We start from the raw sequence: 22,550 nt of genomic DNA, 5'->3' as shown, positions 1-22,550 counted from the left end.
CGGTTCCCCATGTGCAGCCTTACCTTACATAAGGTTCATATTCGAAAGGAGATATCAGAATGGAGAAAAAACAGTTTCAGGCTGAGTCCAAGCGTCTGCTCGAAATGATGATTAACTCGATTTACACGCAAAAGGAAATTTTTCTAAGAGAGCTGATCTCCAACGCAAGTGATGCAATTGATAAAATTTATTACAAAGCGCTGACGGATGATCAACTGGTCTTTGACAAAGAAAATTACTATATCAAAGTAACAGCCGACAAGGAGAACAGAACGCTCACTCTTCGCGATACCGGGATTGGTATGACCAAGGAAGAACTGGAAAACAATCTGGGTGTCATTGCTAAAAGCGGCTCGCTGGCGTTCAAAAATGAAAATGAATCCAAGGATGGACATGACATCATTGGGCAGTTCGGGGTCGGCTTCTATTCGGCATTTATGGTGGCGGATGTTGTTACAGTGACTACAAAGGCACTGGGCAGCGATACCGCTTATAAGTGGGAATCCACAGGTGCAGATGGATATATCGTTGAACCGGCTGAAAAAGACGAGGTCGGCTCTGTGATTGTTTTGAAAATCAAAGAAAACACCGAGGATGAGTCCTACGACGAATATTTGGACGAGTATCGTTTAAAAGCACTGATCAAGAAATACTCCGACTTTATCCGTTATCCAATCAAGATGGATGTTACGGGCAAACGTCTGAAAGAGGGCAGTGACAACGAGTTCGAGGATTACGAGGAAGAACAGCGTATTAACAGCATGGTTCCAATCTGGAGAAAGAACAAAAGCGAGCTGACCGACGAGGATTATCAAAATTTTTATGCGGAAAAACGCTATGGCTACGACAAGCCACTCCAGCATATCCACGTCAGCGCGGACGGCGCGGTGGTGTACCAGGCTATTTTGTTCATTCCAGAAAATATCCCGTTTGATTTCTATTCCAAGGAGTATGAAAAAGGGCTGGAACTGTACGCCAACGGCGTGCTGATTATGGAAAAATCGCCTGACCTGCTGCCGGATTATTTCAGCTTTGTCAAAGGTATGGTGGACTCCGAAAGCTTGTCGTTGAACATTTCCAGAGAAATGTTGCAGCATGACCGCCAACTGAAGCTGATTGCTAAAAATATCGAAAGCAAAATCAAAGGCCAACTACTGACTCTGCTCAAAAATGACCGGGAAAAGTATGATCAATTCTACAAATCATTTGGCAGACAATTGAAATTTGGCGTCTACAACGATTATGGCACTCATAAGGAGACGCTTCAGGATCTGCTCATGTTCTACTCTTCTACGGAGAAAAAGCAGGTTACACTGGACGAGTATGTATCGCGTATGCCTGAGGATCAGAAGTATATTTATTATGCTTCCGGGGAGTCCAATGAGCGTATCGAGAAGCTGCCGCAGACCGAAATGGTGGCCGACAAGGGCTACGAAATTCTGTACTTCACCGATGATATTGATGAGTTCGCTATTAAAATGCTCATAAGCTACAAGGAGAAAGAATTCAAATCCGTATCCAGTGGCGATCTGGGCATTGAGGCTGACGAGAACGAGAAGGAAACAGAAGCGGAACAAAACGACAACAAAGAGCTGTTCGAGTACATGAAGGGCTTGCTGGAAGGCAAGGTATCCAGTGTTAAAGCCTCCAAGCGCTTGAAGACACATCCGGTGTGTCTGTCCGCAGACGGCGAAGTGACGATTGAAATGGAGAAAATCTTAAATGCTATGCCGAACAACGCCGATGTCAAAGCGAATAAAGTGCTGGAAATCAACATCAACCATGCGGTGTTCAACTCTCTGAAAGAGGCTTTTGCCGAGGACAAGGAGAAGGTCAATCTCTATACGGCATTGCTGTATAATCAGGCACTGTTGATCGAAGGCTTGCCACTGCAAGACCCGGTTGAATTCACCAACGATATTTGCAAAATCATGGTTTAATAAGGTTTAGTTTTGTTTTAGTTTTATAGAGAGCCGTTCCCGCATCGGGGGCGGCTTTATTCATGATAAACAATCCTACAGTACCAGCCAATCATTTTACCACCCTCTGAATCTTCTTCATAGGAATTGGCGGGGTGGCCTTTTTAATAGAAATAAGATAATATTAACTCTTTAAGGCTGTTTACCTGGAATGCAAAAAAACTTCCGGTAAACGTGTACTGACTTCCTTGGAACGCCTTGGGAGGGGCTTTTATGGCGTTTTCATGCCTGAATTTGGGATTTGTAAAATTTTTGTGACATAGCCGTGTGAATTTTTACACTGCAAATTATCGTTTTTCTTGATTATTTGGTGGGATGTCTTTATAATCATTTTGTTTGCAAGAATGATTAGCGATTAGCGTATGGAATAAGGAGGTTATTTATTTTGGGAAAAGCATTGATTATTGGCGCCGGTGGCGTGGCCAGCGTTGTGGTGCATAAATGTTGCCAAAACCCAGATGTATTTGAAGAAATTTGTATCGCAAGCAGAACTGTTGAGAAATGCGATGCGCTTAAAGAAAAGCTGGGTGGAGGCCGTACGAAGATACAAACGGCTCAGCTGGATGCTGACAACACCGACATGGTCATTGACCTGATTCGAAGCTTTCAACCGGATGTAGTTATCAATGTGGCTCTCCCTTATCAGGATTTGACGATTATGGATGCTTGCCTTGAGACAGGCGTTCATTACGTTGATACGGCGAATTATGAACCGCCGGATACGCCGAAGTTTGAATACAGCTGGCAATGGGCCTACAAAGAAAGATTCGAAAAAGCGGGCATTACAGCTCTGCTGGGCAGCGGTTTTGATCCAGGCGTGACTGGAGTATTTACGGCTTATGCTCAAAAGCATTATTTTGATGAAATTCATACGATTGATATTGTAGATGCGAATGCAGGGGACCACGGATATCCTTTTGCAACTAACTTTAATCCGGAAATTAATATTCGGGAAATTACGGCGAAGGGCCGTTACTTTGAAAATGGAGAGTGGATTGAAACTGAGCCGCTTTCCGAGAAAAAGGTATACGACCTTCCTGAAATCGGACCGAAAAACATATATCTTTTGTACCATGAAGAACTGGAATCTCTTGCAGTAAACATTAAAGGTGTGAAAAAAATCCGTTTCTGGATGACTTTCTCGGACAACTACCTGAATCATTTGAACGTGCTTCAAAACGTAGGTATGACTTCTATCGAGCCTATTGATTACGAAGGACAACAAATCATTCCATTGCAGTTCCTGAAAGCCATTTTGCCAGACCCGGCTTCCCTCGGACCTAGAACCAAGGGTAAAACGAACATTGGATGTATCATTCAGGGTATTAAAGACGGAAAACCAAAAACGTATTATGTATACAATGTGTGTGATCATGAGGAATGCTATGCAGAGGTTGGCTCCCAAGCCATTTCCTACACGACAGGTGTTCCTGCCATGATCGGCGCAATGCTTATCATTAAAGGCATCTGGAAAAAACCAGGCGTATACAACGTTGAGGAATTTGATCCAGATCCATTCATGGAAGCACTGAATAAACACGGATTGCCATGGCAAGAGAGCTTTACGCCAACGTTGCTTGATTGAGGCCTGTGATGAATATTGATATTAGCGGACTTCCATCACCTTGTTACCTTGTTGACGAAAGACTTCTTGTGAAAAACCTTGAGGTTTTAAATTCTGTTCAAGAGCGAACAGGCTGCAACATTTTGCTTGCTCTTAAGGGATTTTCGATGTTTTCGACCTTTCCTCTGGTTGGCAAATATTTAAAAGGCGTAACCTCCAGTTCGTTGTTCGAGGCGAGACTGGGTCGCGAAAAAATGGACAAGGAGGTCCACGTATACGCACCAGCTTATGTTGACAGTGAATTTGACGAGCTACTGGAGTATGTTGACCACGTCGTTTTCAACTCCTTCGATCAATTGAAACGGTTCAAAAGTAAGGTGCAAGGCGTGACTTCCAAAAAGATAGAAATTGGAATTCGGGTCAATCCGGAATATTCGGAAATCGAAACTCCGCTGTATGATCCTTGCTACAACAACTCCAGAATGGGTGTGACCTTGGCTAACTTTAGACCTGAGGATCTGGATGGCGTGGACGGTATTCATTTTCATACGATGTGTGAACAGAATTCCGACACGCTGGAGCGCACCATTAAAGTCGTGGATGAGAAATTCGGGCCATACATTAAGAACATGAAATGGCTTAATTTTGGCGGCGGTCACCATATTACCAGAGAAGACTATGATCTGGACACGCTGGTACGCTGCATCCAATATTTTCAGGATAAATATGGTGTACAGGTTTACCTGGAGCCGGGCGAAGCTATCGCTTTGAATACCGGTTATCTGGTTGCTACAGTCCTGGATACGATGAAAAACGGAATGGATATTGCGATTCTGGATACTTCGGCTGAGTGTCATATGCCCGATGTGCTGGCTATGCCATATCGCCCGAATATCATTGATGCAGGTAAGCCTGGTGAGTATGCGCACACCTACAGACTCGGTGGCCTTACCTGCCTGGCCGGAGATGTAATTGGAGACTACTCCTTTAAAGAGCCATTGAAGCCGGGAGACAAGCTTGTATTCTGCGACATGGCCCATTACACGATGGTCAAAAACCACATGTTCAACGGAGTCAACCTGCCAGCCATCGCCAGCTACAATGACGAAGAAGGCATTAAGGTGATCCGCCAGTTCTCCTACGAGGACTTTAGCTCGCGTTTGTCGTAAGATATGGATAGTGTGAAATAACTGAGTGTATCGATTGGAATGACTGAACTACAAAAGCCTCGCCCCTTGAGATGGGGGCGAGGCTTTTTGGCGTAGTTAGAGATTTTTTTGATTTTTATACTTGCCTTTTGTATGTTTATACTAGTACGACAGTAGGCATGAAGTAAGGTTGATCAGTCGGTTTTTATTTAATCTACAATTCTAGAAGAAAGTTTATACCAGAATACATGTCCTCCTAGTTGAAGGCCCGGTGAATCAACAGCTAGGTAGTATTCCTGATCGCCATCAAGCGCTTTTGTTAAAAAGTATTGACCGTCTCTTGAACGTTTAATTCTTTTTCCAGTGCTATCGTAAAGAGTTAGTTCCAACCACCCATCGGAATACTTATCACCCTCAATTACAAATTCAACTGTACCTGCTTCAAAAGACTTGAATTTAAAAACATCGTAGCCTTCCCAGGTTCCGTTTATGCTTTCTCCTAAGGTTCCAATAACAGAATCTCCTATTAGCTGGTAGTTAGCTTCTTCAAAACTGTCATTTGGTTCCTGTTCATTTCCAGTAAGGGTAGAGGCAGTATTTAGTTGCTTGTTTGGTACAGGATTTGCTTCTTCGGCTAAAGCGACACTGGCAGTAGTACTCAGCATTAGTGTAAGACCTAATGAAGCTAACAACGTTTTTCTCATGAATAGACTTCCTCTCTTTTTGGGACTTATATTCATTTATATGAATATATTAGTAATTAAGTCGATTTTATTGTATACTATTTACCAGTAAATTGGAACAATAAAAAGGAATATATATCAATAAAATGAATAAAATAGAATATTTTGTTACAAAGGTGTATTTCTTTCATCTCTCAGGAGTAGAATCTAAGGAAGTTCTGTAGAAAAGGACATGAAGTATGTACTAACAGCTCAAAACAGAATACATAATCGGAATAAATAATTTTAAGTATGGGTAGAGAGCTTATTGTTGAAGTAGCTTTTTTTCTGGAAAACAGGTAAGTTTCTTGGCTGCCAACATTTATGATATACTCATTGGATTGGAAACCTATTGAAATGTTAAATGGATGAATCATATGGAATGACAGGCAGAGGTGAAATGAATATGTTCGACCCGACGGTTTTTGATAATTTAAAAGTAGCTATGGAAAATGCAGTATATGATCTGGATAATCTGGATTCACGTATTGAAATCACGCAACGGATCGACCGATTGGAAATGTCCGTGATGTCGCGTGAATTCGCTATACAGTTCAGGCTGACGAAACGACCCGGTGTGACAGCAGAAATTCGCTTAAAGGCAGATTTAAACAACTTGGCTGCGGAAATTTTGGAGATTGAGGATCATACCCCCGGATGTGTGCTGCTGCTCAGATTCTATATGGAGGTTAGTAAGGTTGAAACACAATGCAGCCAGATTGAAGATATATTGATGCAGATTTGGAAGCCGGATCTTAGGCCGGTCCAAACGCTCAGCTTTGTTCACGGGGAGAAGGCAGCTACATACCAAAATAAGATTGAACTTCAATTTTCCAGACAAATTAATGAAGATCAGATGGAGGATATCCCGGAGCTATTGGAGCATATTTTGCTGACGCTTACGGAATTACACAAGGTATGAAAATTGATTTCAACGATTTGGTCAGATTGAATTGAACTGGAAAGGGAAGTTAGAATTAAAGGAGCAGGGAATATAAAATGAATGAACTTGAATTTTCACAAGTGTATGCGATTATGGAAGCCTCTTTTCCTGAAACGGAATGTAGAATCTTTGCGTCGCAAAAGGCACTGCTTACTCATCCTAGCTATCACTTAATCACTGAAAAGAATGAGCAAGGGCATACGATCGCTTTTCTGGCGGGCTGGGAATTTACACATTTTCGGTTTGTAGAGCATATTGCGGTAGATCAGGCTATACGTGGTGGCGGGTTAGGTAAAAAGCTCATGAGCAGATTTATTACACAGTCCGATAAACCGGTAGTGCTGGAGGTTGAGCCACCTGAGGATGAATGGACTCAGAGAAGAATTGGTTTTTACGAACGCTTGGGATTCCATCTCAACGATTTTGAGTATGTACAGCCTCCTTTGAGGGAAGGGCAGTCCGATCTGAGGCTTCAAATTATGAGTTATCCGTGTGCGCTGACAGAGCAGGATTTTGCTCCATTTAGACAAATTTTATATACCGAGGTTTACGGGCTGAAATGAGAGAACATATTTAATTAGTGTATATAAAAATGTAAAAGGCTCTGTTTTTGCCGTATTCATACGGGAGCAGAGCCTTGTTTCATTGAGACAGCGTAACTTAATGATGGCTGTGTCTTGTCCAAACCATTACAAATTCCTTTTCACGCGTTTCTGGATCAACGGATTCCTCTTGAATGATAAAGCTATTTTTGGTATAAAAGTTAAATGCCTTCGTGTTGGACTGGTACACTTTCAATCGGATCTGATCATGTTGCTTCTTAACCCATTCTAGTAGTAACTTGCCATAGCCTTTTCGTTGGGAACCTACTCGTATAAATAAGGCCGTCAAATATCCATCTATCATGGAAACGAAGCCACCAATAGTGTGATCGTCCTGTATAATAACGTAGTTTTGAGCTAGAGGAAGGTATTTGTCCTCCATTTGTCCAACCTGTGATGTCCAATATTGTGGATCAATAAAATGATGGGCCTCAACGGAAGCTTCCAGCCATATAGAGGTTAATTCTTTAAACTCTTTCACTTTCCCTGGTCGAATAGACATAGAGTGACCTCTTTTCCCAGTATGTAATTGGGTTACGATAGTATGATGTTTAACATAAAAAAGACCGTCCGTAGACGGCCTTTTTACCCGTGGCGCTTATTTAAAGCTTTGATCCGTATCCCGCGCCTCCGTCATCTCTGAGAATTAGAGAATGGCGGACCGGGTAAGGGATACGTTCAACATCTGATTACTAATGTTGACGCACCTCCTTTCCTGATGCGTTCATCTTACCATATATGGTGTTTGACATCCAGTTATTTTCGTATGTTTTCAGGAAAAATTTATAGAGAATATTATATAAAAATAACTTGATTTTATGGTTCATGGGAGATATAATCTTAATTACGATGATTGAAAAACATTGTATGAATACATAATATGCGGTCGTGGCGGAATTGGCAGACGCGCACGGTTCAGGTCCGTGTGGGCTAACCCCCCGTGGAGGTTCGAGTCCTCTCGACCGCATCTTACCCTAACAATTACAGGTTCTTGGATTGGCTGGATGCCACCAAGAGCCTGTTTTCATATGGTCAAGAAGCTCCGTGTGTTGCTCATCTCCTGGTGAACGGCATTTATGGCCATGTTATCAGAAATAAATAATCATTCTATTTACTGGAATATATATTTAATATAGTCTTTTGCACTCTGATCAATTTCTTCATCGCTCGCTTGAAATGAGGCTCCAAAGACAGCAAAATAGGGTAATGATATTGCACCAACATGTACTGCGCTGGCTTTAAAAGGTGTTATAACTTCATCTACAGTAAACGTAACGGAACCAGTAGGTAAATAATTTTCTTTTTTATCGCCAATGGACACTGCTATCCCTAGCTTCTTTCCTTTTAGCTTATTACCTTTTGAACCATAAGCCCATCCATGAGTAAAGACATCATCCATCCATTTTTTTAATAAAGGCGGGTAACTATACCAATATAAAGGGAATTGAAATATTACATTGTTGTATGCTTCAAGTAACTTTTGCTCTTTCAAGACATCAATGCTCCAGTTTGGATACTCTTTATAAATCTCGTGAATTGTAATTTCATGGGTATATTGAAGTAATTCTTGTTTCCATCTTTTATTTACTCTAGAATCTTCAATATTCGGATGAGCTAAAATAACAAGAGTTTTCATAATAAATCACCTTTCTTGCGTAACATATTTTGCTTTTTGTAGATACTTATATTATTATTCTGTACGCTTCAAAAAAAGTAAATACACACAATAAAGTAATATAGTTACTTGAAAGTGTGCATTGGACTTAGAGTGAAGATATGCGATTATAAAAATAATTAGATAAACTTTGTTATTTTTAGCGTTGAAGAGGTGGTACTATGAAACAATATAATTTAGGCATAGAAGCAACACTTGAGATCATCGGAGGTAAATGGAAATCATTAATCATATGTTTATTAATGTCTGGTAGAAAAAGGACAAGTGAATTACAGCGTAGTATTCCAGGCATTTCTCAAAAGGTTCTTATACAGCAACTTCGTGAACTTGAAAAGGATGGTATCATAGGCAGGCATGTGTATAATCAAATGCCTCCAAAAGTGGAGTATTATATAACGGAATATGGAATTACAGCAAATGAAATTATTGACTTAATGTGTTCTTGGGGTAGAGCTAATATCAAAATAAGACAACAGCAAGGAGAAGATGTGATGCTGTTAGAAAATGATTCAAAATGAATAGTTGATTAAAAGAGCGTTGTAGACTGTGATGTTTACGGCGGTTTTCTTTTTTTCGTAGAGTTGGCAGTTTCGGGATATCTGTTGTAGCAGCATATTCCTCAGTTACCTTCAAGTACTATGCTTTGTGTTGAGCCGCAAGCTAGTTTACTATATAGTTATGACTGGACCATTCCATCTATATTAAATCAATGTCTAAGTAGGGGGACCCTTGCAATGATTATTAAACCGAAAATCCGTGGCTTTATCTGTACTACTGCACACCCGGGAGGATGTGCGGCTCATGTGAATCGTCAGATCGACTACATTAAAGACAGCACGTCAATACAAGGAGCTAAAAAGGTACTTGTAATCGGAGCATCTACTGGATATGGGCTTGCTTCCCGTATTGCTGCGAGCTTCGGTATGGGGGCGGATACCATAGGTGTATCCTATGAACGTCCCGCTTCAGAGGGGCGCACGGCTTCAGCAGGCTGGTATAACACTGTAGCCTTTGAAAGAGCGGCCAGAGCGGCTGGCTACATAGCAGAAAGCATTAATGGAGACGCTTTTTCCCATGAAATCAAGCAGGAGACGTTGAAACTGGTTAAGGAAAAGCTGGGCAAGGTAGATCTGATTGTGTATAGTGTCGCCTCACCACGACGGACGCATCCCGATACGGGTGAAACCTTCAACTCCGTTCTCAAGCCCATCGGGCAGCCTTTTTCTAATAAAACGGTGAATACCAATACAGGTGTCGTATCAGAGATTACGCTGGAACCGGCAACGGAGGAGGAAATCGAAAATACGGTAACGGTAATGGGGGGCGAAGATTGGTCCTTGTGGCTAAAAGCGCTGGAAGAAGCGGATCTGCTGGCTGAAGGGGTAACCACACTGGCTTACTCATATATTGGCCCAGAGATCACGGAGGCTATTTACCGTAAAGGAACCATTGGCCAAGCCAAAAATGATTTGGAAGCCACAGCCCATACCTTAACGAAGCAACTGGAGCGTTATCATGGTAAAGCTTACGTTTCTGTAAATAAAGCTTTGGTTACACAGTCCAGCTCGGCTATTCCAGTTGTACCTCTGTATATTTCTTTGCTGTTTAAGGTTATGAAAGAAAAGGGTTTGCATGAGGGCTGTATCGAGCAAGCGCAGCGTCTGTTCGGGAAGTTATATAGTGAAGCCACAGTGGAAACCGATGAGGAAGGACGCATTCGTCTGGACAATTGGGAAATGAGGGCGGATGTCCAGCAGGCTGTCCAAGAGGCTTGGTCCGGGATTACTACAGAAAACGTGTCTGAACGGGGCGACCTCGAACAATATCGTCTGGACTTCCTTCAATTATTTGGATTCGGGTTTGATGAAATTGATTATGATTTGGACGTAAATCCAGATATTCAGTAGCATCGTGGCTAATCGCGAATTGTACAGCAAACATAATAAAAACGGGCACTTACAAGCGAAATAAATGGCTTGTGGTGCCCGTTTTTTTATATGTTTGGCAAATGTATATAAGCTGAACTAAAAAAAGGTACATGGAAAACGAAGTAGGCGGAATGGTGCTGTATAAGCGAAGCACCATCCGTCTGCGAAGTGACACTAAGGTAACTTTTAAGTTCCGCTTATATAGTGTTCTTGTTTCAGCAGTTGAAACTATTGGGGATCTGACGTAGATACCGATTTGTAATGAAGCAGACGAAAAACAGCGATGGTAATCATGATCCCGGCAACGCCGAAGACAGATACGGAGGTCAAAGCCTGATAGGCTTGCCAGCCGAATAAAAAAGCAATACCACTGCCAAAGGTTGTGCCTGCCAGTAAACCGAGTGCGCAAGCGATGTCTGTTCTGAATTTCATAAGTATTTTTCCTTTCGGAATCAGGATTTGAAAAGCAACTTGTACTTTTTATCTGGACTTGGACAGGAACTTGTGCGTACAATTAAATAGAAATCGTTTTCAAAGGCAATCTTGTTATCATTATGGATCATTTTTGTGCAAATTATTCCTTTTCAGGAGGTAGATGAAATGAATATGAATGAGCAGATCAAGCAGTGGAACGAAGAGGCACAGGCAAACAACGCCGATCATCCTTACCGAAAGGTCGAATTGTTTATTGAGGTGCGCGATGGGGCGCTTAAAGCTGTCGTCCCCTATCTGAAGCAACGGAATTACCGTCATGTGACGCTGGTAGAGGATGAACATACTTCTGCGGCGGCAGGGGAAAAGGTGGCACAACTCATACGTGACGCGGGTTTGGTGGTCGATGTGGTTCGGTTGCCTCCCAATGCTGTGGGGGATGTGATTGCAGATGAGAGTTATATCGTGAAAGTGTTGTTGGGCGTGACAGATGAGAGTCAGGCTGTACTGGCCGTAGGCTCTGGCACTATTCATGATCTGGTTCGCTTCGCATGCTATAAAATGAATCGCCCGTTCCTGTCGGTGCCGACGGCCGCTTCTGTGGATGGATTTACATCGGCAGGCGCGCCGTTGATTGTGGGCGGCAGTAAGCAGACATTTCAGGCTGTTCCGCCGGAAGCGATCTTTGCTGATCTGTCCGTACTGGCGAGTGCGCCACAAGCGATGACAGCGGCAGGCTTTGGCGATATGCTCGGCAAATTCACCTCATTAGCCGATTGGCATGTGTCCAGGGATTTGGGAGACGAACCCTATTCGCCCCTGGCTAATCGAATCACGGAGGAAGCGCTGCAAGCCTGTGTAGAGCATATTGATGAGATTGCAGCGGGTTGTCAGGCAGGTGTCGAAGTGCTGATGAACGCGCTGATCGCATCCGGAATTTCCATGCTGATGATTGATCATTCCCGTCCGGCATCGGGTGGAGAGCACCACATTTCCCACCGAATTGAAATGGATTTTATTGCAGAGGGACGCAAGCAAATTTTGCACGGTGCCAAAGTGGGCGTAGCTTCTGCTTTACTGGCGGACTTGTACAGGGATCTGGCTGCTAGCCAAGATGTGGATGCTTTTAAGGTATACCGAACCTTGCCAACGTCGGAGCAGATGCGTGCATGGCTGGCTCAGGTAGGAGGCCCGTCCACGATTGCCGAGCTGGGCGTAACCGAGGAACAGCTTGCACGCGCACTCCGCACAGCTCATACCCTGCGTAATCGCTATACAGGGCTCAAGTATATGAACGATCATCAATTGCTTCGTTCATAATATGTACATCTGCACAAGCGGTATTTAGACGGGATTAGCCAAGCACTTGTAACATGGAAGGGATTAGCGAATGGGTTTACGCCTCCGGTAGCTATACAACGATATCCTGCTCCTGTGACATTTGTATGTACAAATGAACGATATGCTATAATCGTGAAATACAAAAGGGTACACGATATTGCAAGTGACGGAGGAAATTATGGCGCCCAAATATATACAAGTTAAACAGGAAATTTTATCATGGATTCATTCATCCAGGCTGGAACCTCAAAGCCAGCTTCCATCTGAACATGAAATGTCTGAGCAATTTGCGGTTAGTCGGCAAACCGTGCGTCAGGCGTTAGGCGAGCTGGTACAGGAAGGTTGGCTTTTTCGCATGCAGGGCAAGGGAACCTTTGTTGCCACACGGGACAGCAAGCAGCCCGAGGACCCACGGACCATCGGGGTCGTTACGACCTATATATCCGATTATATTTTCCCCTCGATTGTGCAGGGAATTGAAACCAAATTAAGTCGTCAGGGCTATAAGCTGCTGCTCTCAAGTACAGGCAATGACCCCGAGCAGGAACGGCAGTGTTTGGAAATGCTGTTAAGTCAGCCCTTGAGCGGGATTATTATTGAGCCGACGAAAAGTGGGGAACGCAATCCCAATCTGAATTATTACCTGACCTTGGAAAATCGCCAAATTCCTTATTTAATGATCAATGCGCGGTATGAGGAAATGGATGCGCCATGTCTGCGTGTAGATGATGAGAAGGGTGGATTTTTAGCGGCTGAGCATCTGATTAAGTTGGGACATCGGCGGTTAGCCGGGTTTTTCAAAACAGATGATATGCAGGGAATTCTACGTATGAAGGGATTTGTAGCCGCCCACCGCAAATATGGGGTTACGCTGCATCCGAATGCAGTGACCACCTACCGGACGGAAGAAAAAAATGAGGTTCCGTTACAGCGTGCGTCTGTGCTGCTGAGTATGGAGCCGGGAGAGCGTCCTACCGGATGGGTAACATATAATGATGAGCTGGCAGTGCGTTTGTTGGATATTGTGCGTTCGGCGGGTCTGAGCATTCCGGATGATTTGTCGCTGGTCGGGTTTGATGACTCTTTTTTGGCAACGGCAACGGAAATCAAGCTAACTACAATCCGGCATCCGAAGGAGGAGCTGGGACTTCGTGCTGCTGATACGATACTGTCGATGATCGAAGAAAAGGGCTTTCGCGAAGAGGATCGTCAGTGGATTATTCCGCCTGAGCTGATTATCCGTGAATCTACGGGGCCTGTTGCCAGTGATATATAGGAGCCTTAAGTATAAGTATGGGCGAGTTTTTATCTGGACACATGTAAGGACAAGTTGGAAAAAATGTAGTTCTAACACCTAATAGCATATTGGCGTGCTCACTCGCCGTACAAGACAGCCTGTTTTCTGGATTGCAGAAAACAGGCTGTTTTTGCTATGTTTTTTTTGAAAATATAAACAGTTACACAGTGAAAAAACGTATAAAAAAACACTGGATAAGTTGTACGTACAAGTGTATAATGAAAGCGGAACCAAGGATATGAGGTCATTAGCACTTCCATTGCAGATTTCAGAAATGATAGTAAAAGGAGTGTTTTATACATGTTAGAACAATTGAAACAGGAAGTATGGGAGGCTAATTTGGCTCTTCCCAAGCATGGTCTGGTTACTTTTACATGGGGAAATGTAAGCGGTATCGACCGTGAGCAGGGGCTGGTTGTAATTAAGCCAAGTGGTGTGGCCTACGAGGAGCTGAAAGCAGAGCAATTGGTCGTACTCAATTTGCAAGGCGATATTGTTGAGGGGGAGCTTCGTCCTTCATCGGATACACCTACACATCTGGCGCTGTACCGTGCTTTTCCACAAATCGGCGGTATTGTACACACGCATTCCTCTTGGGCCACAAGCTGGGCGCAGGCAGGACGCGCGATTCCGGCATTAGGGACAACACAGGGTGATTATTTTTATGGAACGATTCCATGTACTCGCGCGATGACTTCAGAGGAAATTGCCGGAGAGTATGAGCTGGAGACGGGACATGTGATCATTGAGACGTTTCAGGATATTAGTCCGGCGGACATTCCAGGTGTACTCGTTAATCAGCATGCACCGTTCGCTTGGGGAAAAAATGCTGATGATGCTGTTCATAATGCGGTGGTGCTGGAGGAAGTAGCCAAGATGGCGTACCGTTCCTTCGCGTTGAACCCGGAATTAACCTCTATGGATCAGGCGCTTTTGGATAAGCATTTTCTGCGCAAGCATGGAGCGAACGCTTACTACGGTCAAACGAAAAAGGAGGAGACACACAAATGAGCAAGTATACCATTGGTGTCGATTATGGAACAGAGTCCGGGCGCGCGGTCATTGTTGACCTCTCTAACGGAGCTGAAATTGCTACACACGTAACACCTTATCGCCATGGGGTTATTGATGAAGTGCTGCCTGGCAGCGGGCGCAAGCTGGAAATGGACTGGGCGCTGGAGCATCCGGCTGACTATATTGAAGTACTGACGACTTCTGTACCTGCTGTCATGAAGGAGACGGGAATTTCTCCAGACGACATCATCGGGATCGGAATTGATTTTACGGCATGTACGATGCTGCCGATCGACGCGCAAGGACAACCATTGTGCTTTGACGAGAACCTGAAGGATAACCCGCATAGCTGGGTAAAACTGTGGAAGCACCATGCAGCGCAGGATGAAGCGGATCGTCTGAACGAAATTGCATCACAGCGCGGAGAGGCATTTCAGCCCCGTTATGGTGGTAAAATTTCATCCGAATGGATGATCGCAAAAATTTGGCAAATTCTGAACGAGGCGCCGGATATTTATGATCAGACAGATCGCTTTGTAGAAGCGACCGACTGGGTCATTTCCCAGCTTAGTGGAGAACTGAAACGTAATCAATGTACAGCGGGTTACAAGTCCATTTACCATCATCGTGACGGTTATCCGGACCGTGAGTTTTTCAAAGCGCTCGATCCTCGTCTGGAAAATCTGACAGATACGAAGCTGCGTGGTGAAGTTTATGACTTGGGTAGCCGTGCAGGTGGATTAACAGAGGACATGGCTGCAAAGCTCGGGTTGAATCCGGGAACTGCGGTAGCAGTAGGTAACGTGGATGCACATGCGGCTGTTCCGGCGGTAGGTGTCGTCACACCAGGCAAGCTGGTCATGGCGATGGGAACTTCTATTTGTCATATGCTGCTCGGTGAGGAAGAAAAAGAAGTCGAAGGCATGTGCGGTGTTGTAGAAAACGGAATTATCCCGGGCTATTACGGCTATGAGGCTGGTCAGTCGGCGGTAGGAGATATTTTCGCATGGTTCGTTGAGCATGCTGTTCCCGGTGAGGTGAAGGAGCAGGCTGCGGCAGAAGGCGTGAACGTCCATGTGTGGCTGGAGCGCAATGCGGCAGCGTACAAACCGGGCGAAACCGGATTGCTTGCGCTGGATTGGTGGAACGGTAATCGTTCTGTGCTGGTGGATACGAACCTGACGGGTCTTATTGTCGGCTATACGCTGCTGACGAAGCCGGAGGAAGTGTATCGTACATTGCTGGAAGCCACAGCGTTCGGTACACGTAAAATCGTCGATGCGTTCCATCACAACGGCGTGCCGGTAGATGTATTGTACGCATGCGGTGGATTGCCGCAGAAAAACCGTCTCTTGATGCAAATTTATGCCGATGTAACCGGACGGGAGATCAAAGTGGCGGCTTCTACTCAAACCCCTGCCCTGGGCGCAGCGATGTTCGCGGCAGTGGCTGCGGGAGCAGAGGCCGGAGGGTATGACGATATCGTCGAAGCAGCGCGCCATATGGCTCGTGTACGGGACGAGAGCTTCAAACCGATCCCGGAGAACGCGGCCGTCTATGATAAGCTGTACGAGGAATACAGCCGTCTTCACGACTACTTTGGACGTGGAGGCAATCCGGTGATGAAGAAGCTGAAGGCGATTAAGGAAGAAGCCGGACGTTCTACAGAAGCGGCAAGCACTCATTCTTAAAAGGTAAGTATCTAAAAAAGCACAGTACGCCGGAAAACGGCAGACTGTGCTTTCTTTTGTTCTTATATTCCGTGATTTGCAACAAGCGAAAGTCTTGTGAAATGAAAGATGGTAATGCGTTCCTTTCATAGACTTTCAGGTAAAGTACAATCGTTTAGTTTTAACGGGCATTCTCACTTTTTCAGCATGGCATCAGCAAACAAAATGGATTTTGGAATGCGGAAAAACTGTTCCGCCTGATCCTGGAAAGTTTGAGAAGGAACGGTACCCTGATGCAACCATTTTCGGAATGTGCCGGGATGAACGCCAATCCAATGACTGACATCGGTCACCGAAATATCATGGACCATACATAGACCCGCCAAAATCCGGTTTTTGACCGGAGAACGAGTCACAGTCCGTTTCATAAAACGGGACGGTGATGGCTGACAGATGAGCGGTGAACGCCGGACAACCTCTTCGTTAAATAGAATATGGTGCGGATAACCAAGTGTGTTACACGTTTTTTCCAGATTAGTGTTGCCGGGAATACGGCCTTCATATACCCACGCACTGACGCTACGGGAGGAAATGGAAAGCTCCTCGGCAAGCTGAGACAGTTTAATGTCATTAGCCATCAAAACGGCTAGCAGAACACGATTGCGTACTTGACAGCGTGTCGGCTTGCGAAAACGTTTGACGCGCACACCTTTTCCCAAATATTTGCGATTGATCAGAGACCACGCCTGAATGGAATGTTTATCTTGTTGTTTAGGCATATATCCTCCGATTTTTTTTAACCACATACTACTATACCCGAAGGGGGCTTTGCAAGTGACTCCCCTCCTGATTTTCTTTTAATCCCATGGGCTTAACCGGTTTATGGAAAATAAGGTCCATTTGACCTATGAAAAGGGCTGCTTAAGGGGCCGATATATTAAATTGTTGTATTTATTATGGGAATGGAGGAAAGATGTTCTTTTTTTATGATTGTAAGGTTTATAAGAGAGAGAAATGGATAGGGGACTCCAAGTGTACCCAACTATTTCCTGAATGACAAGAGGAGGTTATCCAGTCAGATGTTTTGTAAAAAGATAATGGTATGGTTTCTGACGGCACTTTTGGCAGCAAACACTTTGCTGTGCTTGCCTAGTGTGGCAGGAGCGGAGGAACAAGACACGAAGGACGGAGTAGAACAAAATCAAGCGGATACGGCACAGGAGGAACTTGAGCTTTCTGATGGAAACGTTTCTTTCACCCCGTCTGCTTCTGTGACAAACAGCGTCTATAACGCATTAATGATGAGCTTGGCTGCAACAGTGGAATATACGTCGATCCCTATTAATCCCGGGGAAACGTATGAATTTGAGAATACAGATACGATTAGTAAATCCATATACAGTAACGCGTCCGAATCCAAAGGCATTCTGTATGATAGTGTGAGTTACAAAGAGGACGGAGATATCAGCACTGTCCATATGGATTACGGCATAAGCCCCATTGGTGTTCCCGGGGGAGGTACAGCATTTATTACGAATGCAGGGACAACAACATTAACCGTAAAGATAACGGATGTCTTCACCTACAGCACATCGGAGAGCCCGGCATTGGAGCGTGTTACGGTCTCTAAGAATGAGAGCTACCGGATCGTAAATGACGGATGGACTGCCCGTTCGATTCAGCATGATGGTTCAAGTAAGGACAATCGCCGTTTTGATTTTGCCAAATACAAGGCAGATGGAACTTTAGCCGCATCTGGTCTTAACAGCATTGCTCATCCCTCTTTGGCTGAAGGAGAGGAACTGATCGTTACAGGCGGCACTTCAAATGCAGTGACCTTTGGTTTACCATACGGAAAATACAGTACAGAAAGTACCGGAGAACCTGCTTACGCACGGGTTTCCTTGAACCAAGGAGAAAGCTACCAGTTTATTAATGTTGGAACCAGATTAGACTCAATTGAAAGTGATGGTACACCCAAGGATAAATTGGACTATGTTGTGTATCTGTCCAATGGAACGGAATCCTCGCGTGGCACTGGCACTTCAGCCAAGCCGCAGGTCGGTGTAGACAAATACGCGGTTATTACCCAGGTTACGGCCAACCCGGTTACATACGGCGCACCTTACCGTAACTTTATCGCCCGTCCTGTGGGCGGGGATGCGATCAGCCGTGTCGAGTTTGAGGCAGGCAAGAGCTACATTTTCCATAATAACGGCACGCTGATGAACCCGATCTACAACAACTCAAGAAAGGCAGGAAATTTGTTCGATTATGCTATTTACAAGCCAGATGGAACGGTAAACTCCTACGGTTTTAACAGCCAGGCTGGTCCTATGATTCCAGCTTCAGGCTATGCCATTGTGACTGTGATGGGCCCAGGACCGATTACATTTGATTATACGGACGATTTTTCCTGGGAAACGAGCAAAGATCCTGCCTTTTTACGCGTAACCTTATCGAAGGGTGAAAGTTATGCTTATACGAATATCAGTGATCATTTAAGGAATCTGCACAGCACCGCTCCAACCGTTAAGGGCAAATTTGATGTGGTCCTGTATAAAGCGAACGGCATGGAGGAATCCAGACGCAGTACTGGAAACTCAACCTTTCTGGTTGGTGCAGGTAAAAAGGCCAGCGTGACGGTAACCAGTGACACGCCGGTCACCTTTGGTGGTATCTATCGGAGCTTTAAGGCCAGCGAAGATGACAATGGTATCGGCCAAACGACGTTGGAACCGGGGGATTCGTATGTTTTCCGGAATCATGATAGCCAATCGAACTCATTGCGGCGTGACAAAAGTAGCGGGAATGCACGCTTTGATTCTGCAAGCTACCGAGGACTTCGTTTACTTACATCAGATCATTTCAACAATATAGTAGACCCGGAGATTGTCGCGGGCGGTGAAGCAATTGTCACCAATGTATCAGATCGGCCAATCACCTTTAGTTATAGCAGTAAAGTAGAGGCTTTGCTCAGCGGGCAGGCGGCATTCCATCGAATTACGCTAAAACGTGGAGAAAGTCGGAGATTTATTAATGTAAGTTCTATAGACAAAGCCCTGGATGTCATTTCTGCCAACGGTATGAAGTGGAGCTATACCAATTACCGTGCAGACGGAACTTTCACTCAAGTGAATGATACAACGCAATTGCCTCTAGTACAGGCTGGTGGCTACGTGGTGATTACTTCTGTATCGGATATACCGGTTACGTTTGGCGGTCCATTAGGAATATTCGACGTGGATGATGCCCAAGCTCCGGCAGGTCAGGTAACCGTTAATCAAGGAGAGAGCTACGTATTCGTGAATACAGGTACAGAGACTTCTACGCTGACCTCCAATGCTGCAAGTGAAAATCGTCTCTATGACTATGCCATATATGGAGAAGGTACCGGTGTTCATTCCAAGGTGGATGACGCAGGCATGAGTGTTTCGTTGCCTATGATCTTACTTGGGGCTGGAAAAACGCTAGTCGTGACTGTGACTTCACCACAGGCTGTAACTTTTAATTATGGAAATGAGATCAAGGCTGAAGCGGGTACAGAACCGGCGTTATTAAAAACGTCTTTGTCCGGCGGAAAGCAGGAAGTATGGATCAATCGCGGAAGCGAGGCAGCCCCTGTCTTGACGAATGCAAAGACGGCTGGTGGAACGTATCAGTATACCGTTACGGATCAGGCTGGAAAAGTGATTCGTGAACATAAAGAGGCGACAGATAATCTACAGCAAGTGCCAGGTAAAGCAAACATTCATCTTGCCGTAGCAGCAGCTACTCCTGCTGTTAACTTTGGAGCGCCTTATCGTTTGTTTGCTATGAAAAATAACGATGACAGCAAGCTGGACGAGCTAATTGAACTCATAGAAAAGGAAGCTGACTTTACGGCAGGTCAGCAAGGGAAATATCGATTTACGCCCAAAGAAGACGGAATGTACCGTTTTGCGGTGAAGGAAAAATCCAACGAAGCTGCGCAGCAGCCTATTGTAACCTTGTTTACCGACCCTGATTTTTCGAATCAGCTTGTCTCCTCAACAGAGCAAGCGCAAATATATGGTTGGAATTTCACTGTTTTAGAGTATGAGATGAAGGCAGGACAAACCGTTTATGTGAAGCTGACAGAAACTAATAGTGGCGCATTACAAACCGTAATTAAAGCAGCACATATGGCGCTTGGCAAGGATACTTCATATGAATACGGCAAAGGGAACCGACTGAATAAAGTTATTTTTTCCACCGGAGATCAAATCGAACTGCATTATGATTTAAACGGAAACGTCAGTATGCGGCTGAAAAAGGTATTTCCTTTTACAAATTAAATAGGGGTGAGCATGTGTTTAAACGTTATATTTGTAGTCTATTATGTGTGGCAATGTTGCTTGGTCCATGGAGTACATGGGCATATGGAGAGGAAGGGAAAGGAGAGGCAGCGGCTTCTCAATCTTCTTCGTCTTCCACTCCACAGATTATTACCAGAGCATGGCTTGCACAGCAAACAGGTAAGGATCAGGCTTGGGTCAATGCACAGTTATCCAAAGGCTATACTTTATATGATATTTATAAAGCTTGGCAAAAAGATGGTGGGGAAAACTCATTACCTGAACAAAGTCCTGCCTTGTGGGTACAGCAAAATGGGCTTGAATTGAGCACAAAAGCGAAGATGGAACCGTCCAAGGAGTCGGCTGTAAAGGCAGGTGAAAAGCCCGTTCAGGATGAAGTGGTGAATCCCAAACCGCTGGATAAGGGTGAGGAACCATCGCTGGTCCCTGAGACGACTGAGGTAGGTATACCATCCATACCCCGTGTAAATGATTCCGTATATGCGCCGATTCTAGGAGAAAACGGTCTGATCGGGCAGGATTTACTTAAACAAAGTTTGTTACAGGTATCTGCTACAACAGATGTGTATGCTCCTTTTGATCAGGCGGCGCTTGCACAAAGCAGGCTAAGTGATGATACTTCGCGTTATGGGCTGGATTACGGTGACAACAGTGTGTCCACCGCTTCAGGACAGCTTGTCGTGCAAAATACGGACTTGGTGCTGCCAGGATCGTTGCCCTTTGCACTGACTCGTGTGTATAACAGTTCATTGGCGAATAACCAGATTGGTGTGCAGCAAAATGAAGGGGTGTACACAAACACAAGTGCCATCCGCGAGGAGGAAGCAGCTTCTGGTCTGGGTAGAGGCTGGAAATGGGATCTTCCCCACATACAAAAACAGGATGGTAAACAGTATCTGTACATGCCGGGAACGGGCTCCTATGAACTGAGAGATGATTTGCAGCTTGAAGGATATGCATACAAAGATCTCAAGATCAGTACAGATCAAAGCGCAAGCGTGCAGGGAGTAAGCAGTGCATACAAAATAGCAGAGCTGAATGGAAATGACTATTATCTGGATCAAGATGGTTATTTGATTTTAATCCAGGATGCGTATAAAAATCGGGTGGAGTTTGACTATACAAGTTCTGGTGGAGCTAAGCTCATTCGTTCGATTCGAAATAATGATGGCAGAGAGCTTGACTTCACTTACAATGCCGGACAGCTTGTCGTCAAAGAGCAGGGCGCAGACCATCAGTACACCTATCGTCAAAGTGACGAGGGAAGCAGCAAGGTGCTAACGGAAGTGCTGGATTCTCTTTCTCGAAGCGCAAGCTATACGTATACCTTCATGGATGCTCCGTTTAATCTGGTAGCAGATGGTGAAGGGAAAACGGGAGCCTTACAGCCAAATGCAACCGCGCTGCTCACACGAATTGTACGACCGACTTCGTCCATGACAGACATTCGTTATGAAGCCTATAACAAGCAAATAGGCGTATACGGTACACAAGGCGTGTTCAAGGTGGTTTCACGCGCAGATGTGTACAGTACGACGGCAGGCAATCGTTTTTTGAATAAAATAGATTTCACCTATTTGGGAGAAGATCTGGCCAGCTATGGCAACAACGCTGAATGGACGGTGACGGCTACAGGAACACGTACAGCGGAAACCTTCCGTTTTGGCAAAACCTTTAGAGGAGACCATGCACCGGACAAACTTGTTCTAAGCCGCTATGATCAAGAGGGAGATTCCACCGGGTATCATGTAGACTACACGTATAAGGATGCCATGGACTGGAATTTACCTGCGCAAATGCGGGAGTCCTATACGGAGGGGGTTCTTCATCCGAGCCTGTAACGACCTCCTATGACTATAATGAATATGGTCTCCCTTTGAAAATATCCCAAAGTACGG

Annotated in this window: 18 protein-coding genes and 1 tRNA gene; 14 read left to right on the top strand and 5 right to left on the bottom strand. The window is 44.8% G+C overall.

The genetic code is table 11. The annotated features are described in order from the left end of the window. Window positions 1-59 precede the first annotated feature (59 nt). From htpG to nspC, 3 genes are all read left to right on the top strand, one after another. Window positions 60-1,940 carry a molecular chaperone HtpG gene (gene htpG / locus ASL14_RS02795; RefSeq protein ID WP_134910367.1) on the top strand — a complete coding sequence of 627 codons (1,881 nt, stop codon included), beginning with the start codon at window positions 60-62 and terminating at the stop codon, window positions 1,938-1,940. A gap of 424 nt (window positions 1,941-2,364) precedes the next feature. After that, window positions 2,365-3,564 (top strand): saccharopine dehydrogenase family protein, encoded by a 1,200-nt coding sequence (locus ASL14_RS02790; RefSeq protein WP_014280785.1) that lies wholly within the window; start codon window positions 2,365-2,367, stop codon window positions 3,562-3,564. An 8-nt stretch (window positions 3,565-3,572) separates the two neighbouring features. Beyond that, complete coding sequence (gene nspC, locus ASL14_RS02785) at window positions 3,573-4,712, top strand: carboxynorspermidine decarboxylase (RefSeq protein WP_134910366.1); 1,140 nt, start codon at window positions 3,573-3,575, stop codon at window positions 4,710-4,712. Window positions 4,713-4,900: 188 nt separating this feature from the next. Here the strand turns inward: nspC and ASL14_RS02780 are convergent, their stop codons facing one another. Next, a complete protein-coding gene (locus ASL14_RS02780; RefSeq protein WP_134910365.1) occupies window positions 4,901-5,395 on the bottom strand; it encodes a hypothetical protein in 495 nt (164 codons plus the stop codon). Window positions 5,396-5,819: 424 nt separating this feature from the next. Between ASL14_RS02780 and ASL14_RS02775 the strand changes: the two genes are divergently transcribed. Together ASL14_RS02775 and ASL14_RS02770 are read left to right on the top strand one after the other, a co-directional pair. Next, a complete protein-coding gene (locus ASL14_RS02775) occupies window positions 5,820-6,335 on the top strand; it encodes a hypothetical protein (RefSeq protein ID WP_134914358.1) in 516 nt (171 codons plus the stop codon). 77 nt (window positions 6,336-6,412) lie between these two features. Then, window positions 6,413-6,919, top strand: a complete 507-nt coding sequence (locus tag ASL14_RS02770) for a GNAT family N-acetyltransferase (protein WP_134910364.1) — start codon at window positions 6,413-6,415, stop codon at window positions 6,917-6,919. Window positions 6,920-7,016: 97 nt separating this feature from the next. Here the strand turns inward: ASL14_RS02770 and ASL14_RS02765 are convergent, their stop codons facing one another. Further along, entirely contained in the window at window positions 7,017-7,460 is a 444-nt protein-coding gene (locus ASL14_RS02765) for a GNAT family N-acetyltransferase (RefSeq protein ID WP_134910363.1), read from the bottom strand. Window positions 7,461-7,840: 380 nt separating this feature from the next. On the opposite strand from ASL14_RS02765, the gene ASL14_RS02760 reads away from it, so the two are divergent. Next, a tRNA-Leu gene (locus ASL14_RS02760) sits at window positions 7,841-7,925 on the top strand. Between the two features lie 144 nt (window positions 7,926-8,069). Here the strand turns inward: ASL14_RS02760 and ASL14_RS02755 are convergent. Further along, entirely contained in the window at window positions 8,070-8,594 is a 525-nt protein-coding gene (locus ASL14_RS02755; protein WP_134910362.1) for an NAD(P)H-dependent oxidoreductase, read from the bottom strand. Between the two features lie 200 nt (window positions 8,595-8,794). On the opposite strand from ASL14_RS02755, the gene ASL14_RS02750 reads away from it, so the two are divergent. Both ASL14_RS02750 and fabV read left to right on the top strand, forming a co-directional pair. Further along, window positions 8,795-9,151 (top strand): winged helix-turn-helix transcriptional regulator, encoded by a 357-nt coding sequence (locus ASL14_RS02750; RefSeq protein WP_103048052.1) that lies wholly within the window; start codon window positions 8,795-8,797, stop codon window positions 9,149-9,151. 216 nt (window positions 9,152-9,367) lie between these two features. Then, window positions 9,368-10,540, top strand: a complete 1,173-nt coding sequence (gene fabV / locus ASL14_RS02745; RefSeq protein ID WP_134910361.1) for an enoyl-ACP reductase FabV — start codon at window positions 9,368-9,370, stop codon at window positions 10,538-10,540. A gap of 249 nt (window positions 10,541-10,789) precedes the next feature. Here fabV and ASL14_RS02740 read toward each other — a convergent pair whose 3' ends face one another. Next, window positions 10,790-10,993 (bottom strand): hypothetical protein, encoded by a 204-nt coding sequence (locus ASL14_RS02740; RefSeq protein WP_025685103.1) that lies wholly within the window; start codon window positions 10,991-10,993, stop codon window positions 10,790-10,792. 168 nt (window positions 10,994-11,161) lie between these two features. On the opposite strand from ASL14_RS02740, the gene ASL14_RS02735 reads away from it, so the two are divergent. The 4 genes from ASL14_RS02735 to ASL14_RS02720 all read left to right on the top strand — a co-directional run bounded on the left by ASL14_RS02735 (window position 11,162) and on the right by ASL14_RS02720 (window position 16,336). Continuing rightward, the gene (locus ASL14_RS02735; protein WP_134910360.1) at window positions 11,162-12,313 is read left to right on the top strand and encodes a sn-glycerol-1-phosphate dehydrogenase; all 1,152 of its coding nucleotides are present in this window, start codon (window positions 11,162-11,164) and stop codon (window positions 12,311-12,313) included. A gap of 199 nt (window positions 12,314-12,512) precedes the next feature. Then, a complete protein-coding gene (locus tag ASL14_RS02730) occupies window positions 12,513-13,610 on the top strand; it encodes a GntR family transcriptional regulator (RefSeq protein WP_134910359.1) in 1,098 nt (365 codons plus the stop codon). 321 nt (window positions 13,611-13,931) lie between these two features. Then, a complete protein-coding gene (gene araD / locus ASL14_RS02725; protein WP_134910358.1) occupies window positions 13,932-14,642 on the top strand; it encodes an L-ribulose-5-phosphate 4-epimerase in 711 nt (236 codons plus the stop codon). Further along, window positions 14,639-16,336 carry a ribulokinase gene (locus tag ASL14_RS02720; RefSeq protein ID WP_134910357.1) on the top strand — a complete coding sequence of 566 codons (1,698 nt, stop codon included), beginning with the start codon at window positions 14,639-14,641 and terminating at the stop codon, window positions 16,334-16,336. Before araD ends, ASL14_RS02720 begins: the two co-directional genes overlap by 4 nt. 173 nt (window positions 16,337-16,509) lie before the next feature. On the opposite strand, the gene ASL14_RS02715 is transcribed toward ASL14_RS02720, so the two are convergent. Further along, entirely contained in the window at window positions 16,510-17,094 is a 585-nt protein-coding gene (locus ASL14_RS02715; RefSeq protein ID WP_013370447.1) for a helix-turn-helix domain-containing protein, read from the bottom strand. A 300-nt stretch (window positions 17,095-17,394) separates the two neighbouring features. Between ASL14_RS02715 and ASL14_RS02710 the strand changes: the two genes are divergently transcribed. Next, window positions 17,395-20,631, top strand: a complete 3,237-nt coding sequence (locus ASL14_RS02710) for a hypothetical protein (RefSeq protein WP_134910356.1) — start codon at window positions 17,395-17,397, stop codon at window positions 20,629-20,631. A 14-nt stretch (window positions 20,632-20,645) separates the two neighbouring features. After that, a complete protein-coding gene (locus tag ASL14_RS02705) occupies window positions 20,646-22,493 on the top strand; it encodes a DUF6531 domain-containing protein (RefSeq protein WP_134910355.1) in 1,848 nt (615 codons plus the stop codon). Window positions 22,494-22,550 lie beyond the last annotated feature (57 nt).

The organism is Paenibacillus sp. IHB B 3084 (genome assembly GCF_001447315.1).
Lineage (GTDB): Bacteria > Bacillota > Bacilli > Paenibacillales > Paenibacillaceae > Paenibacillus.
This window is presented reverse-complemented; position numbering and strand designations above follow the sequence as displayed.